Here is a 13,647-nt window from a genome sequence, read left to right as displayed (position 1 = left end):
CTTAATCCTCGACCACCCAGGTGTCTTTGGTTCCGCCGCCCTGCGACGAATTCACCACCAGCGAGCCTTCACGCAAGGCCACTCGGGTGAGGCCGCCAGGCACGACGCGGGTTTCACGACCGGACAGAACAAAGGGGCGCAAATCGATATGGCGCGGGGCGATGCCGTTCTCGACAAACGTCGGACAGGTCGACAGGCACAGTGTCGGTTGAGCGATATACGCATGCGGCTTGGCTTTGAGACGCGCACGGAAGGCTTCGATCTCGGCAGCCGTGGCGGCAGGCCCGACCAGCATTCCGTAACCGCCGGAACCCTGGGTTTCCTTGACGACAAGGTCTTTCAGGTTAGCCAGTACGTGGGACAACTCTTCGGGCTTGCGGCATTGCCAGGTCGGTACGTTCTTGAGGATCGGCTCTTCGTCCAGATAGAAACGAATCATGTCGGTGACATACGGATACACCGACTTGTCGTCCGCAACCCCGGTGCCGATGGCGTTGGCCAGCACCACGTTGCCGGAGCGATAGGCCGCCAGCAGACCGGGCACGCCCAGCATCGAATCAGGGTTGAAGGCCAGCGGATCAAGGAATGCATCGTCCAGGCGACGGTAGATCACATCAACGGCCTTGGGGCCGTCGGTGGTGCGCATGAAGACGCGATCGTCACGCACGAACAGATCGGCACCCTCGACCAGCTCGACGCCCATCTCGCGCGCCAGGAAAGCATGTTCGAAGAACGCGCTGTTGAAGCGACCGGGCGTCAGCACCACAACGCTGGGGTTATCCAGAGGGCTGGAGCTTTTCAGCGTATCGAGCAGCAGGTTCGGGTAATGATCGATGGGCGCGATGCGCTGCGCCGCGAACAGCTCGGGGAACAGGCGCATCATCATCTTGCGGTCTTCGAGCATATAGCTCACGCCGCTGGGCGTGCGCAGGTTGTCTTCGAGCACGTAATAAGTGCCATCGCCATCACGGACCAGATCGACGCCGGAGATGTGCGAGTACAGGTCGCGGTGCAGATTCAGACCCTGCATCGCCAGCTGATATTGCTCGTTGGCCAGCACCTGTTCGGCAGGAATGATCCCGGCCTTGATGATGCGTTGGTCATGGTAGAGGTCGGCAAGGAACATGTTCAGCGCCTTGACACGCTGAATGCAGCCCCGCTCCACGACCCGCCACTCGCTGGCCGGAATGCTGCGCGGAATGGTATCGAACGGAATCAACCGCTCGGTGCCTTGCTCGTCACCGTAGAGCGTGAACGTGATCCCGGCGCGATGAAACAGCAGATCGGCTTCACGCCTGCGTTGAGCCAGAAGCTCAGGGGGCGTATCGCCCAACCAGCGGGCGAATTCCCGATAGTGCGGGCGGACCAGACCGCCAGCATCGTACATCTCGTCATAAAAGGTGCGGATCATGCCGTACTCCTTGTCACCATGGACACCTTAGGCTTCGCAAGGCCCGTGCCACCGGCATAAACGCTTAAATATCAATAGGTTATATATAAACCCTGCGGGCCGCGCACCATTCCTGTGCGCTAAATGCCCCAGCTACCTCTCGCATGCGTCATTCGGAAGCGTCTTTGCGCCGCGAAATCTATGACCAGCATAGTCAGAGTTGATTTCCGAACACGATATTAGTTCGCCATAATCGCCAGCAACCGAGCAAACAGGGCATCAAACGTCGCTTTTGCCCTGAACCCCATTTCTCAGCGAGCGCCACGCATCATGACGCGTTCCTGACCGGACTTCCCTTTGAGCCACTCTCTTGAGTGGCTTTTTTTTGCGCACGGATAACCTGTTCGGGCTTTACGTGGTCCTGGCGAGCACGCTATTCGTGAACAGCACTTGCGCGAGATTCCCTGACCCCGAAAACAAAACCGGCCGCCCCGGCAGATTTCTCCAGGTCGGCCGATCAGCACGCAGGTATCAATCGCAATTGCAGCGGATCAGGCGTGCAGCCTCCTGATCTCCTGTTTCACCCCCCAGCCTTCAACCTCCCCGTCCATTGGCGAAATGGCCATTTGAAAGTCTTGCTCGAAGTCACCGATACCGTCATAGGTGGCGTACATCACTTTGCTCAACTGCAAATGCCAGGCACCGTCATCGCGTACATTGATCTGTGTATTGAGGGACTCACCACGAAATTTTTCTGCAGCCTGCCGCGCCCGTTCCTCGTCGGGAAAAATGGCATAGAACTCGATGGGGTGAATTCGCGCGAAGTCAAAACCGCCTTCTTTCATGCGGCGCAGTACGTTACTGCTGATGTCCTCTTGATAGGCTGTGCTCATGAAACGTCCTCCTATGCAACGATAGATAGAGTTTCAACTCTTCCCGAGTGGCCATCGAGAAGATGGCCAGCGCACGGCAGTTACTCCGACGTGGGGAATCAAGCATGTAGCTGACCGGACCTGGAACGGGCCGGAGATGGACCTGTGTCAGAGGCCGTCTTCACGACCTCATTTGCAGAGTAGACCCATCGGGGGGACATTGCCAAGTGGTTGGCGCAACAAGATTTTTTGCAGTGAAGGATCAGCTCGCTTCTGTGATGGAAATGATCTGGACACTGTTATGGTCCTTGAGTGTCTTGACGGTCGGCTCATCGGTTCGACCTTCCAGGTCATTGAGATCCAACTCATCCGTGACGGGATATAAATCCTTGCGCAACAGACGTGCAGCATCCTCTTCGCTGGGGCGTTCCTGCCACTGCACTTCCCGACGCTGCTGCACACCATCCTTGTCCAGATACAAAATGGCCCACTGTTTCATCAATGCCTCCAGAATAAGCAAGCCAGGCACTCTGACTTACCTACTCTGGACCTTTCACCGCCTCCATTCGTTCCAATGGATTGCGCACAGCAAACGGACTCAAACGGATAACAAAAAGGCCCTCGCATTGGATGCCGAGGGCCTTTTCATTGCTGAAACGGTCAACTGCGTGTCCTGCCCGATTGATACCGGGCAGGACGACATCAGTCAGTTTCTGTTCTTGCTGGCTTCCACGCCTGCAGTGTTGTCCAGCAGGCTCTTGGTCGCGGTTTGCAGGAAGCTCTCCAGCTTGCGCTTGAGCTCCTCGGTGTCCGGCGCATCGGGTACTTCTTCCGCGTGCGGCGTGGCACCCAGGGTGTACGTCAGCAGCTTGGCCGGCATTTCGGTCGGTTCGATCAGAATGCGGTTGCCGCTGATGATTGCCACCACCTGCTCGCTGCCCGACGGCTTGATCACGCCAAAGCCCTTGTCGCCTTCCGGCAGGTTGAGCAGATCGCGTCCCCAGCACTGGTTACGTGTCTGACCACCCAGACGGCCCATGATGGTCGGTACGACGTCCACCTGGGTGCCGACGATGCTGCTGCGCTGGCCGAACTTTTCCTGCACGCCCGGACCGATCAGCAACATCGGCACATTGAAGCGACCGAGGTCCATTTCTGTCAGCTGACGGTTGTTGCCGAAACCGTGGTCACCCAGTACGACGAACAGGGTGTTCTTGAAGTAAGGCTCTTTCTTGGCCTTCTCGAAGAACTGGCCCAGCGCCCAGTCGGAATAACGCATGGCGGTCAAATGCTCGTCCAGCGAACCGTGGCCGGTCACACGCTCGACCGGCAGGTTTTCCGGCAACGCGTAAGGGGTGTGGTTGGACAGGGTCTGCAGCAGCGCATAGAACGGCTTGCCGTCCTGACGCGCCTTCAGTTCCTGAGCGCCCCGGTCGAACATGTCCTGGTCGGAAACGCCCCAGGTCGGATCGGAGAACACTGGGTTGACGAAGTCGTCACGGCCAACAAAGTTGGTCATGCCCTGGTTACTGAAAAAGCCCGACTGGTTGTCCCAGGCAAAGTTGCCGTTGTAAACGTAGACGTCATCGTAGTTGCGACCCGCGCTCAACAGCTGCGGAAGGCCCGACAGCTTGTGGCTGCCTTCCGGCGTCTGCATCAGGTATTCGAAACCTGGCAGGTTCGGGAAGCAGGCCATGGTGGCGAACATACCCTGGTGGGTGTGGGTGCCGTTGGAGAAGAAATGATCGAACAGCAGGCCTTCCTTGGACAGTCTGTCGAAGTTCGGCGTGATATTTGCATCGCTGCCCAGCGCACCGACCGAGTGACCGGCAAAGCTCTCCATCAGGATCACGACCACATTGCGGATCGGCAGGGTGTTTTCCGCAGGCGGCGTGAAGTCACGGCGTACTGCAGCAATGTCCGGCTCGACCAGCTTGTCATGGGAGGTCAGCAACATATCGCGTACGGTCTGTTGTGCGTCGGCCTGTGGCAGCGTGGCTTTCCAGATGTTGTCGCGATCTTCGGACATGCGGCTTTTGGCAGCCGTGATCAGGGTCAGCGTGCCGTTGAGGCCCAACTGGTTGGCGAAGTTCGATTCGGTGGTGTACGCATCACCCCAACGCAGCGGCGGGCCCTGGCGCAGGGTGCCACGGGCGCAGATCACGGCAACGATCAGGACCAGGAAGAACACGCCTATGCGCATGTACCATGGCGCGATGGAGCGCGTGCCAGCGCCACCGCCCGACAGTGCATTGCGCGGCCGCGTCACACGGTCGATGCCCTTGAACACCAGACTCAACAGCCAGGTGACCACGGCCCACGCCAGCAGATAGCGCACCACCGGAAAGCCGTACCAGAGCATGCTCAGAACGGTCTTCGGGTCTTCCTTGACGTACTGGAACACCAAGCCGTTCAGGCGTTGATGGAATTCACGGTAGAAGTCCATTTCCATCAGGCCAAAGAACAGCGTGATGCTGCCGACCAGGGTCAGCCAGAACCGGAAGAAGCCGCGTGCCGCCATGGCCCGAGCGCTGAACAGCGACAGCATCAGCGGGATCAGCAGATACACCGTCAGACGCAGGTCGAAACGCATGCCGTTGAACAGCGCCTCAATGAAGGTCGACGCGGGCGTATCGCCAATCATCTCGCGGTTGTAGACCAGCAGACCGATACGCAGCAGCGTGTACATCACCATCAGGGCCAGGCCACTGAGCAATGTATAAGCCAGATGCGATTTGACGGTCGGGTTTTGCAGGCGGGACAAGGCTTGCCGATGAATCTGGGCGTCCGTTTTGGCCATGGTTGTCAGGATCCGGTGGATTCAGGGTTGGGTTCAGGCGTGCGACACCAGCGCTCCAACGAGTGGGCGGCAGGCTGCAAGGGGGGCAGATAGTACTTGATCGACAGGTATTTGGCGCTCGTTCAGCGCGTCTCGTTCAGCGACAGAGACTATCTGCGGGTTCAGCGTCGCGCGCAATTCTGGGCCGGGGGGTGTGAAAATTTTGTCGCGCCCCGCCATACGGCAGGACGTTTCAGGCGTTCAGGCCCGAAACGTCGGACACCGGACTCAGTCGTTGCTTGGCTTCTTGATGGCGCTGAGCACGTACTGCGGCAGCGCGAACGCGCCGATATGCACTTCAGGGTTGTAATAACGCGTAACAATACCGCTGCCAGCGAAGCGCTGGCGCAGGGTTTCCAGCGGCAGCTTGCGGTACGCCTTGTCGGTCGCGCCCCAGGCAAAGGTCATGGCGCCGCCGATGTAGGTCGGAATGGCGGCCTGATAGAAATGCCAGTCGGCGAACAGGCCGTTCATGCGCCCGGCCGTGGTCTGTACGCCACTGAGCTGCATGAAAGGTGTGCCGTTCTGAGTAACCAGAATGCCACCCTCGTTCAGGCAGCGATGGCATGCCTGATAGAAGTTTTCCGAAAACAGCACCTCTCCCGGACCGATCGGGTCAGTGGAGTCGGAGATGATCACATCGAACTTCTCTTCGGTGGTCGCAACGAAACGCATGCCGTCGTCGATCACCAGATTCAGACGCGAATCCTCGAAAGCGCCGTTGGAGTGAGTCGGCAGGAATTCCTTGCACATCTCGACGACTGTGCCGTCGATCTCGACCATGGTGATGTGCTCGACCGTCGAGTGCTTGGCCACTTCACGCAGCATGCCGCCGTCGCCGCCGCCAATGATCAGCACACGCTTGGCTGCACCATGCGCCAGGATTGGCACGTGGGTGAGCATTTCGTGGTAGATGAACTCGTCGGCCTCGGTGGTCTGAATCACGCCGTCTAGCGCCATGACACGGCCCATGCGCGGGTTCTGGAAAATCACCAGGTGCTGGTGATCGGTGCGCACTTCGTGCAGCATTTTTTCGATACGAAAGCGCTGGCCGTAGCCTTCGTACAACGTTTCCTGATAATCACTCATGGGTAAGCTCCCGAAAAAGACAGATGACAGGACGGCCGACCGCCCGCAACAAAGGCGCGCATTCTACGTCGCCGAACATGACAGGTCGAACCTCTGTGCTCACAGCCCGCCATACACGTACCGCCCTGCCCGTCCCTGAAAGCAAAAAACGCCTGATTACTCACGTAATCAAGCGTCTTTGATCCGACCTGAGTAACGTCAGATACGCACGTTGCCACGCGGACCCGCGATGGCCCAGATGATCAGCCCCAATACAGGCAGCAGCACAATCAGCAGGATCCAGAGAATCTTTGCCCCGGTTTCCGAGCCGCTCTTCAACACGTTGATGATGGCCCAGATATCGAGCGCGAGGATGATCAAGCCGACCAGACCGTTGAATGTGGAACCCATGGTGTTGCCCCTGATTGAATACTGACACTTCTAGGATGATCGTGCCCTTCGGGGGTTCCATTGAACCAACGGCATATTTTCAGGCTCCGAATTCAGCAACCTGTTTGATCCTGTTCAGCTCATGACTCTGGCGATCGGCCTACAGCAAAAGGTAACACTCTGCATGCAACCTTCCGCGCACCCAAGAACCCTGCGGGCGACCTGGCTCGCCCAGCTTCAAAGCAGCCCACTGGTGAGCCTGGGCTTTATATTCGCTTCTGTGATCGTCGTGATTCTCGGCGCCATAAGCCTCTATAACGCCTTTTTCGGCACCAGCCAGACCAACTTCAATTACGCCCTGCTGGGCGGCACCGCCGGTTTCGCCGCGACGGCGCTCGGCGCGATCATGGCGGTTGCTTTCCTCAATGTGGCGCAGCGCACTCAGGACATCATGCTGGGTTTCGCGGCCGGGATGATGCTGGCGGCCAGCTCCTTCTCGCTGATTCTGCCGGGGCTGGAAGCCGCTCGGGAAATCACCGGCACCGGCCCATTCGCGGCAGCGACCGTTGTCACGGGTCTGGCGCTGGGCGTGCTGCTGATGCTCGGCCTGGACCGGTTCACCCCGCACGAGCACGAGAGCGTAGGCCGTCAGGGACCGCATTCGGAACGTATCAATCGGGTCTGGCTGTTCGTGCTGGCGATAACCCTGCATAACCTGCCGGAAGGCATGGCAATAGGGGTGAGCTTCGCAGGCGGCAACATGAACGTCGGCCTGCCACTGACCACGGCCATCGCCATTCAGGACATTCCGGAAGGACTGGCGATAGCGCTGGCATTGAGAGCGACGGGGCTTTCATCCTTCAAGGCCATGATGGTTGCCATTGGCTCCGGCCTGATGGAGCCCCTGGGCGCATTGATAGGACTGGGCATTTCCAGCGGCTTCGCCATTGCCTACCCGCTGAGCATGGGTCTGGCGGCGGGTGCGATGATTTTCGTGGTGTCACACGAAGTCATCCCGGAAACCCACCGCAACGGTCACCAGACGTCGGCGACGCTGGGCTTGATGGGCGGATTTGCAGTGATGATGTTTCTGGATACCGCGCTCGGCTGATTAGCCGCGCAATGCCTGCAACGAAGGCGCGGCATGAATGCCCGCCGCTGCTGCCAGCTCCAGTACACGTGCTTCATCGTTGCCGTAGACCAGCACCGCCTGCAGCTCATCGTCCAGCGGCTGGCTGAAATCCATCAGGGTGTAGCCGCCCATTTCCTTGTTCATGCTGCTCAGCTGGATCTGGATGCGATTGAGCGCCACCAGCGGCTCGACCTTGGTCAATTGTTTCGACTTGATGTTGAACGTCACATCCTTGCCAAACGACTGGACGATCTGCTCAAACAGGTCCGCATAGGTGTCGGCCTGAAACAGGACCGTCTCCGGCAGACTGCCGACCACGACCCACTCACCCAACGGGATGGGAAAGGTGTCGTCGTAATTGATATCAGGATTGGCGCTCAGAAAAACCTGCGGGTCGGCATAGGCCTGGGCGGCTTCGTCAGCCACGCGCAGGATCTCGTCGTCGCCCATGCACCCCGAACTGATTTTGCTGATTAATTCGGCGAGAGCGTCTTTCATGAGGGACATCCTGATAGCGGGCAAAAAAAGAGGCGCGAAGGATAACGGGAAATCCTTCGCACCTCTATGCCTTCAGGCCGATCACAGCCACAGGGCCGAATCAGACCGGCTGAACACCCAGATTGATCAGTTGCTCTGCGGTCCCCGTGGCGCCCATTGTCTGGGCGGCTGCGAGCGCGTTCACACCTTTGGCATCGCGGACATGCGGATCAGCGCCCTTGCTGATCAGGTAGTCGACGATTTCCATCCGGTTGAACATCGCCGCCATCATCAGCGCAGTGCGACCATCGGCAGACGCGCCTTCCACTTCAGCGCCGTTTTCCACCAGCAGTTTCACCACCGCAAGGTCGCCCTTGAAGGCCGCGCCTGCAATCGGGCTCTGTCCATTGTCGTTGCGAATTTCCGGGTTGGCCTTGTGCTCGAGCAGTACACGAACCGCATCAAGGTGGCCGTGATAGCTGGCCAGCATCAGCAAGGTGTCGCCCTTGTGGTTGCGCAGGTCTGCAGGAAGGCCTTTTTTCAGCAGACGCTCCAGCATCACCGCATCGCCCTGACGCGCAACATTGAATACCTGTTCAGCGAACTCGGCAGTCTCTTCGTCAGTCATAGTCTTCGGTTGACTGGTATTTGAATCGGTCATCACTAACTCCTTGGCGCACGGTCATCCGGGAATCCGATGTACCCGGCAGCGGTAAACACACTGACCGCAAGTCTTGCCAGCTGTTCGATCAGGGTCAAGCCATGCCCTCGATTGAAAAAATACCGACTTGGTCCGCATTCCAGCCATTTGGTTCCCCGCAAACGGCAAAATGCAGGATGCCCGATAGACTTTCATGCAAAATGCACGAACCCTCTAAAATGACGTTACTTTAACTCGTTGATTTTAAAGGGAAAAAATTCATGGCAAATGTGGCACAGACACTGCACTAGTACTTCCAAGCTTGTTATCCCATGAGCAATGGAGCCGCTAGACATGACTTTTATTCAAGAAAAATTCGCTTCCGTATTTTCCGACTACACCGTGACCACCCAGCCTCGTCCTGACGGCGGCGTGTTGTTGTCGCTGCGCAACGATGAAGGCAAACAGATCCGTCGCTCCGTGTCTTATGCACAACTGCACACTCCGGTTCAGCTGGAATGGGTAATCAGCGCAATCCGTCGCGACCTGGCCGCACAAGCCAGCGATCTGCCGGCCATCTCGATGCTGCAAAGCCAGCACCGCTTCGATCTGCCGACTTATCACACGCGCTAAAGTTTTCGCGTCACCGAACCTGGTGGCGCCGTTGTACGCTCTCTCATCCCTTGTTCGCCGCGATTACATTTTTGTTCTCGCGGCTTTTTTTTGCCTGTCTGGTTTTAATTGTCAGGTAATGAATCCGCGACACAACGCCTCCCCCACCGCCTGCGCACGATTGGCGACACCCAGTTTGGAATAGATGGTCTTCAGGTGAAATTTCACAGTGGCTTCTGAAATCTCCTTGATCATCGAGATTTCCCAGGCCGTCTTTCCGTCTCTGGCCCACTGCAGAATCTCCAGCTCTTTTTGGGTAAGCCCCCTGGAGCTGAACTGAATGCCGCGGCCGACCCTATGCAACACAGGTACCAGACTGGTGATCAGGTATTTGTCACCTTGGGTGGTATTACGCTTCAGTCCCGCCAATGTGAAGATCGACGTCACGCCATCAACGCCCCGGCAGTGGCTGGTGTAGCCATATGAAATCGCCGGTGCGAGGTCGCAGGCACTGAGTGTTTCTTCATACCAGGCGGGCGGAAGATAATGCCTGATCGCATCGTCCCATTCCAGAAACCCGAGGTTGTTGCGGTAATGACGCACCACCGGATCATGGGAAATCATCTGCTGACGACGATAGGCTTCGCCCCACACGTCATCGACGTTGGACGTCACGAACGTCAGCAGTTGTACACCCTTGAACTGGTAGAACATGGCCCGCTCACAGCGGCACTCCTGCCTCAGCCATCGAAGCGCATTCTCGATAGCTGTCTGCCCATCGATTTCAGTGATCGTACTGACCATCTGCTCTATCAATAAACCCATTGTTGCGTTGTCCGTCATGGCACTGCACATCGCCGTCGCTCCCTCCCTGCCCTGCTCGAGTAAACCAGTGGCATTCGCTCGATGAGGGATTCGAAAACGCGAAACTTACACGACTGACCGTGCTTGAAAACAACGCCTTAAACAAACAGGATTAACGCACTCACAGACAGGCAGCGTCCCACTCAAAAGCAGGACGCTGCTGACAGAAATCGCTGGTAACAGCGTTCGAGAAAGGATTTTTACCAGGCAGTCGGGTCGATCAATGCGAAGCTGGATACGTTTTCATGACCTGCCAGAACGCCTTCGGCGCGCACCAGACCACAGGTCGCCATGCCGGCATCTCGTGCGGCATCCAACTCTTCGACGATATCCGACAGAAACAGAATCTTGCCCGCCTCGCAGCCAATGGCTTGCGTGATGGTGCGGTAGGACTGCGCCTCGCGCTTGGGGCCGGACGTGGTGTCGAAATAACCACTGAACAGACCGGAAAGATCACCCGCCTCGGAGCAACCGAAGATCAATTGCTGAGCCTGAATCGAGCCCGAGGAATAGACATACAGCCTGTAACCCTCGGTGTGCCAGCGCTTCAGAGCCTCGACGGCGTCCGGGTACACATGCCCTTTCAACTGACCGGCGTTGTAGCCCTGCTCCCAGACCATGCCTTGCAGTGCCTTGAGTGGCGTGGCCTTGCGATCCTCGGCAATCCACTGCAAGAGAATCTCGACGACTCGTTCGACATTGGCCTGCGGCTCGCCACTGTCGGCACGCACGGCCTGCAATTGCTCTGCGACCGCAGGCTTGTCAGCGTTCTGGCGAACGAAGTCCGGCAAGTGCTGCCTGGCGAACGGGAACAGCACGTCGAACACGAAACTCACCGCACTGGTGGTGCCTTCGATATCCGTGAGGATGGCTTTGATGGACATCAGGGTCTGGCTCCTTTGAAGCGATACATAAGCAAACGGCGGACGGGTCAGTCTTCAAGCCTTGGGAAACGGCCTGCGATGTCTTCACCGGTGAAGTTCGCGACCCAGCCTTCAGGGTTATTGAACAGGCGGATGGCGACGAAGTGCGGATTTTCACCCATGTCGAACCAGTGCTTCGTTCCGGCAGGTACGGAAATCAGGTCGTTCTTCTCGCACAGCACGGCGTAGACGTAATCTTCGATGTGCAGCGTGAACAGGCCTCGCCCGGCTACGAAGAAGCGCACTTCATCTTCGCCATGACGATGCTCTTCAAGAAACTTCGCACGCAATTCGGCTTTTTGCGGGTGATCGCTATTGAGGCTGATGACGTCAACGGTCACGTAGCCGTGCTCGGTCATCAGCGCATCGATCTGGCTGCGGTAGGCGTGGATGACATCTTCCTGGGAGGCGCCCGGCGTGATTGGCGTCGCAGCTTCCCAACGCGCAAACGAAACGCCCTGCTCGGCCAGGGTCGAGGTGATGTCTTCCAGGTGGGTCAGTACCTTGTTGGGCACCTCAGGACTTGAAACGTGGTAAACGGACAGGCTGCTCATGGCATTGAATCCTCGGCTTGGGCTTGGCAAGGCCTTCCGGCTTTTACAGGCCGGTCAGGCATACGCACGTGTTTAACGCGTGGCGGTCAACGGTTCAAGACCGTGCGCATCTTCAGTTCGCATTCAAACAGAAATTCGAATGCCTCGATCTGACGCAGTGCATCGCTCATCTGCGCGCCCCAGGTATAGAGCCCGTGGCCGCGTATCAGGTAACCGGCGCAGTCCGGATGGGCATCGAGCCAGGGCTGCACCTTCGCGGCCAGCCGGGCAATGTCCTGATCATTGTCGAAAATCGGCACCACCACTTGCGATTCATGAGTGGCCACGCCCTGAAAGGCTTTCTGCAGTTCGTAGTCCTCGAACACCAGATGATCGGCATCGGTCAGCCTGGACAGTACGGTCGCGTTCACGGAATGCGTGTGCAATACGGCACCGACCTGCGGCCTGCAGCTGTACAGCTGGGTGTGCAGCAGCGTTTCAGCCGATGGCTTCTTGCCTGGTTCCAGGCTGTTGCCGTGCAGATCGGTGGCCAGCACATCGTCGATACCCAACTGGCCCTTGTGCTTGCCGGACACCGTCAGCAGTGCCTCGCTGGCCGACAGCCGGACCGAGTAGTTGCTGCTGGTGGCAGGCGACCAGCCACGGCCATACAGAAACCGGCCGGCTTCGATGATCTGCTGTGCCAAGTGTTCGCGGGTCATACACCTTCCTCTTTCCTGGGTGTGACAATCATGATGGCTGCGGCCAGTGCCGCAAGGCTGGCGATGGCAAAGGTCCAGAATGGTCCCAGCGCAGTCCAGCTATAACCTGAGTACAACGCGCCGAATGCCCCGCCGACGCCGGACAGTGCGGCATACAGCGCCTGCCCCTGACCTTGCTGACGTGGACCGAAGCTACGTTGCACGAAATGGATGGCAGCGGCGTGAAAGCTGCCGAACGTCGCGGCGTGCATCACCTGAGCAACCAGCAAGACCAGCAAATGCTCGGCAAATGCGCCCAGCAGCAGCCAGCGCACCGCCGCCAGCAGAAAACTGGCCAGCAACACCTGACGCACGGAAAGACGCTGCAGAACACGGCTCATCACCATGAACATCAACACTTCCGCCACCACGCCCACTGACCACAGCACACCGATCAGGCTGCGACTGTAGCCCAGTGCCTCAAGGTGCAGGGTCAGAAACGTGTAATACGGGCCATGGCTGAGCAGCATCAGCGCGACACTGAGGTAGAACGCCAGCACGCCAGGGCGTGACACCTGCCGGAGAAAGCCGCCCTCGTCCGACGGCCTCGATGAAACAGCTGGCTGCGCATTGGGCACCCACCAGCTACTGATCGCGATGCCGGCCATGACCATCAGAAGCATGTGAGGGAACAGGTCCAGGCTGAACCATTCGAGCAATCGCCCGAGCACCACCACCGCCAGAATGAAGCCGATCGAGCCCCACAGGCGGATCTGGCTGTACCGGGCAGTCTGACCTTGCAGGTGAGCGAGGGTAATCACCTCGAACTGCGGCAGAATCGCATGCCAGAAGAACGCGTACAGGGCCATGACCATCGCCAGCCAGGCATAGCTGTGATCCAGCAGGATGAGCGAGAACGCCAGCAGCGTGCAGACCGCGCCAAAGCGCACGATGGCCAGTCGCCGTCCGGTGTAATCGCCGAGCCAGCCCCAGAGGTTGGGCGCCACGCATCGCATCAGCATGGGAATGGCGATCAGCTCGCCAATCCGCGCGCTGGAAAACCCCAGATGATGCAGATACAGCGCCATGAACGGCGCGGACGAGCCGAGCAAGGCGAAGTAACACAGATAGAAACCGGACAGCCGCCAGTAAGGAAGCTGTCCGTGGGGAAGTGGCGCCACGTTAGCGGTCCGCGACAGTGGCCAC

15 protein-coding genes are annotated in these 13,647 nt (G+C 58.3%); 2 read left to right on the top strand and 13 right to left on the bottom strand.

What is annotated here, in order from left to right:
- Position 1: 1 nt before the first annotated feature.
- The 6 genes from CFBP1590_RS09460 to CFBP1590_RS09435 all read right to left on the bottom strand — a co-directional run bounded on the left by CFBP1590_RS09460 (position 2) and on the right by CFBP1590_RS09435 (position 6,580).
- Positions 2-1,411, bottom strand: coding sequence for a circularly permuted type 2 ATP-grasp protein (locus CFBP1590_RS09460; RefSeq protein WP_004880943.1), 1,410 nt, complete (start codon positions 1,409-1,411; stop codon positions 2-4).
- Positions 1,412-1,941: 530 nt separating this feature from the next.
- A complete protein-coding gene (locus tag CFBP1590_RS09455; protein WP_029242954.1) occupies positions 1,942-2,283 on the bottom strand; it encodes a ribonuclease E inhibitor RraB in 342 nt (113 codons plus the stop codon).
- A 241-nt stretch (positions 2,284-2,524) separates the two neighbouring features.
- On the bottom strand, positions 2,525-2,761 hold the full coding sequence (locus CFBP1590_RS09450; protein WP_004880940.1) for a hypothetical protein: 237 nt from the start codon (positions 2,759-2,761) through the stop codon (positions 2,525-2,527).
- A gap of 207 nt (positions 2,762-2,968) precedes the next feature.
- Complete coding sequence (locus CFBP1590_RS09445; RefSeq protein ID WP_088234905.1) at positions 2,969-5,062, bottom strand: LTA synthase family protein; 2,094 nt, start codon at positions 5,060-5,062, stop codon at positions 2,969-2,971.
- Between the two features lie 267 nt (positions 5,063-5,329).
- Complete coding sequence (speE, locus tag CFBP1590_RS09440; protein WP_004880936.1) at positions 5,330-6,190, bottom strand: polyamine aminopropyltransferase; 861 nt, start codon at positions 6,188-6,190, stop codon at positions 5,330-5,332.
- Between the two features lie 198 nt (positions 6,191-6,388).
- On the bottom strand, positions 6,389-6,580 hold the full coding sequence (locus tag CFBP1590_RS09435; RefSeq protein ID WP_004880934.1) for a PLDc N-terminal domain-containing protein: 192 nt from the start codon (positions 6,578-6,580) through the stop codon (positions 6,389-6,391).
- Positions 6,581-6,743: 163 nt separating this feature from the next.
- On the opposite strand from CFBP1590_RS09435, the gene CFBP1590_RS09430 reads away from it, so the two are divergent.
- Positions 6,744-7,670: a ZIP family metal transporter gene (locus CFBP1590_RS09430; protein ID WP_088234904.1), complete on the top strand. Its 927-nt coding sequence runs from the start codon at positions 6,744-6,746 to the stop codon at positions 7,668-7,670.
- On the opposite strand, the gene CFBP1590_RS09425 is transcribed toward CFBP1590_RS09430, so the two are convergent.
- Both CFBP1590_RS09425 and CFBP1590_RS09420 read right to left on the bottom strand, forming a co-directional pair.
- Positions 7,671-8,189: a hypothetical protein gene (locus CFBP1590_RS09425; protein WP_088234903.1), complete on the bottom strand. Its 519-nt coding sequence runs from the start codon at positions 8,187-8,189 to the stop codon at positions 7,671-7,673.
- 100 nt (positions 8,190-8,289) lie between these two features.
- Positions 8,290-8,829, bottom strand: a complete 540-nt coding sequence (locus tag CFBP1590_RS09420; protein ID WP_004880928.1) for an ankyrin repeat domain-containing protein — start codon at positions 8,827-8,829, stop codon at positions 8,290-8,292.
- Between the two features lie 333 nt (positions 8,830-9,162).
- Between CFBP1590_RS09420 and CFBP1590_RS09415 the strand changes: the two genes are divergently transcribed.
- The gene (locus CFBP1590_RS09415) at positions 9,163-9,441 is read left to right on the top strand and encodes a DUF3509 domain-containing protein (RefSeq protein ID WP_004880927.1); all 279 of its coding nucleotides are present in this window, start codon (positions 9,163-9,165) and stop codon (positions 9,439-9,441) included.
- A 111-nt stretch (positions 9,442-9,552) separates the two neighbouring features.
- Here the strand turns inward: CFBP1590_RS09415 and CFBP1590_RS09410 are convergent, their stop codons facing one another.
- The 5 genes from CFBP1590_RS09410 to CFBP1590_RS09390 form a co-directional block, all read right to left on the bottom strand.
- Positions 9,553-10,275: a helix-turn-helix transcriptional regulator gene (locus CFBP1590_RS09410; RefSeq protein ID WP_058431229.1), complete on the bottom strand. Its 723-nt coding sequence runs from the start codon at positions 10,273-10,275 to the stop codon at positions 9,553-9,555.
- Positions 10,276-10,484: 209 nt separating this feature from the next.
- Complete coding sequence (gene mtnC, locus CFBP1590_RS09405) at positions 10,485-11,168, bottom strand: acireductone synthase (RefSeq protein ID WP_088234902.1); 684 nt, start codon at positions 11,166-11,168, stop codon at positions 10,485-10,487.
- Between the two features lie 47 nt (positions 11,169-11,215).
- The gene (locus CFBP1590_RS09400; protein ID WP_004880921.1) at positions 11,216-11,761 is read right to left on the bottom strand and encodes a 1,2-dihydroxy-3-keto-5-methylthiopentene dioxygenase; all 546 of its coding nucleotides are present in this window, start codon (positions 11,759-11,761) and stop codon (positions 11,216-11,218) included.
- Positions 11,762-11,847: 86 nt separating this feature from the next.
- Positions 11,848-12,462 carry a methylthioribulose 1-phosphate dehydratase gene (locus CFBP1590_RS09395; protein WP_088234901.1) on the bottom strand — a complete coding sequence of 205 codons (615 nt, stop codon included), beginning with the start codon at positions 12,460-12,462 and terminating at the stop codon, positions 11,848-11,850.
- Positions 12,459-13,622, bottom strand: coding sequence for an MFS transporter (locus tag CFBP1590_RS09390; protein WP_088234900.1), 1,164 nt, complete (start codon positions 13,620-13,622; stop codon positions 12,459-12,461). The genes CFBP1590_RS09395 and CFBP1590_RS09390 overlap by 4 nt, the downstream gene beginning before the upstream one ends.
- Positions 13,623-13,647: the final 25 nt, after the last annotated feature.

Origin of the sequence: Pseudomonas viridiflava (assembly GCF_900184295.1) — a bacterium.
GTDB lineage: Bacteria > Pseudomonadota > Gammaproteobacteria > Pseudomonadales > Pseudomonadaceae > Aquipseudomonas > Aquipseudomonas viridiflava.
This window is presented reverse-complemented; position numbering and strand designations above follow the sequence as displayed.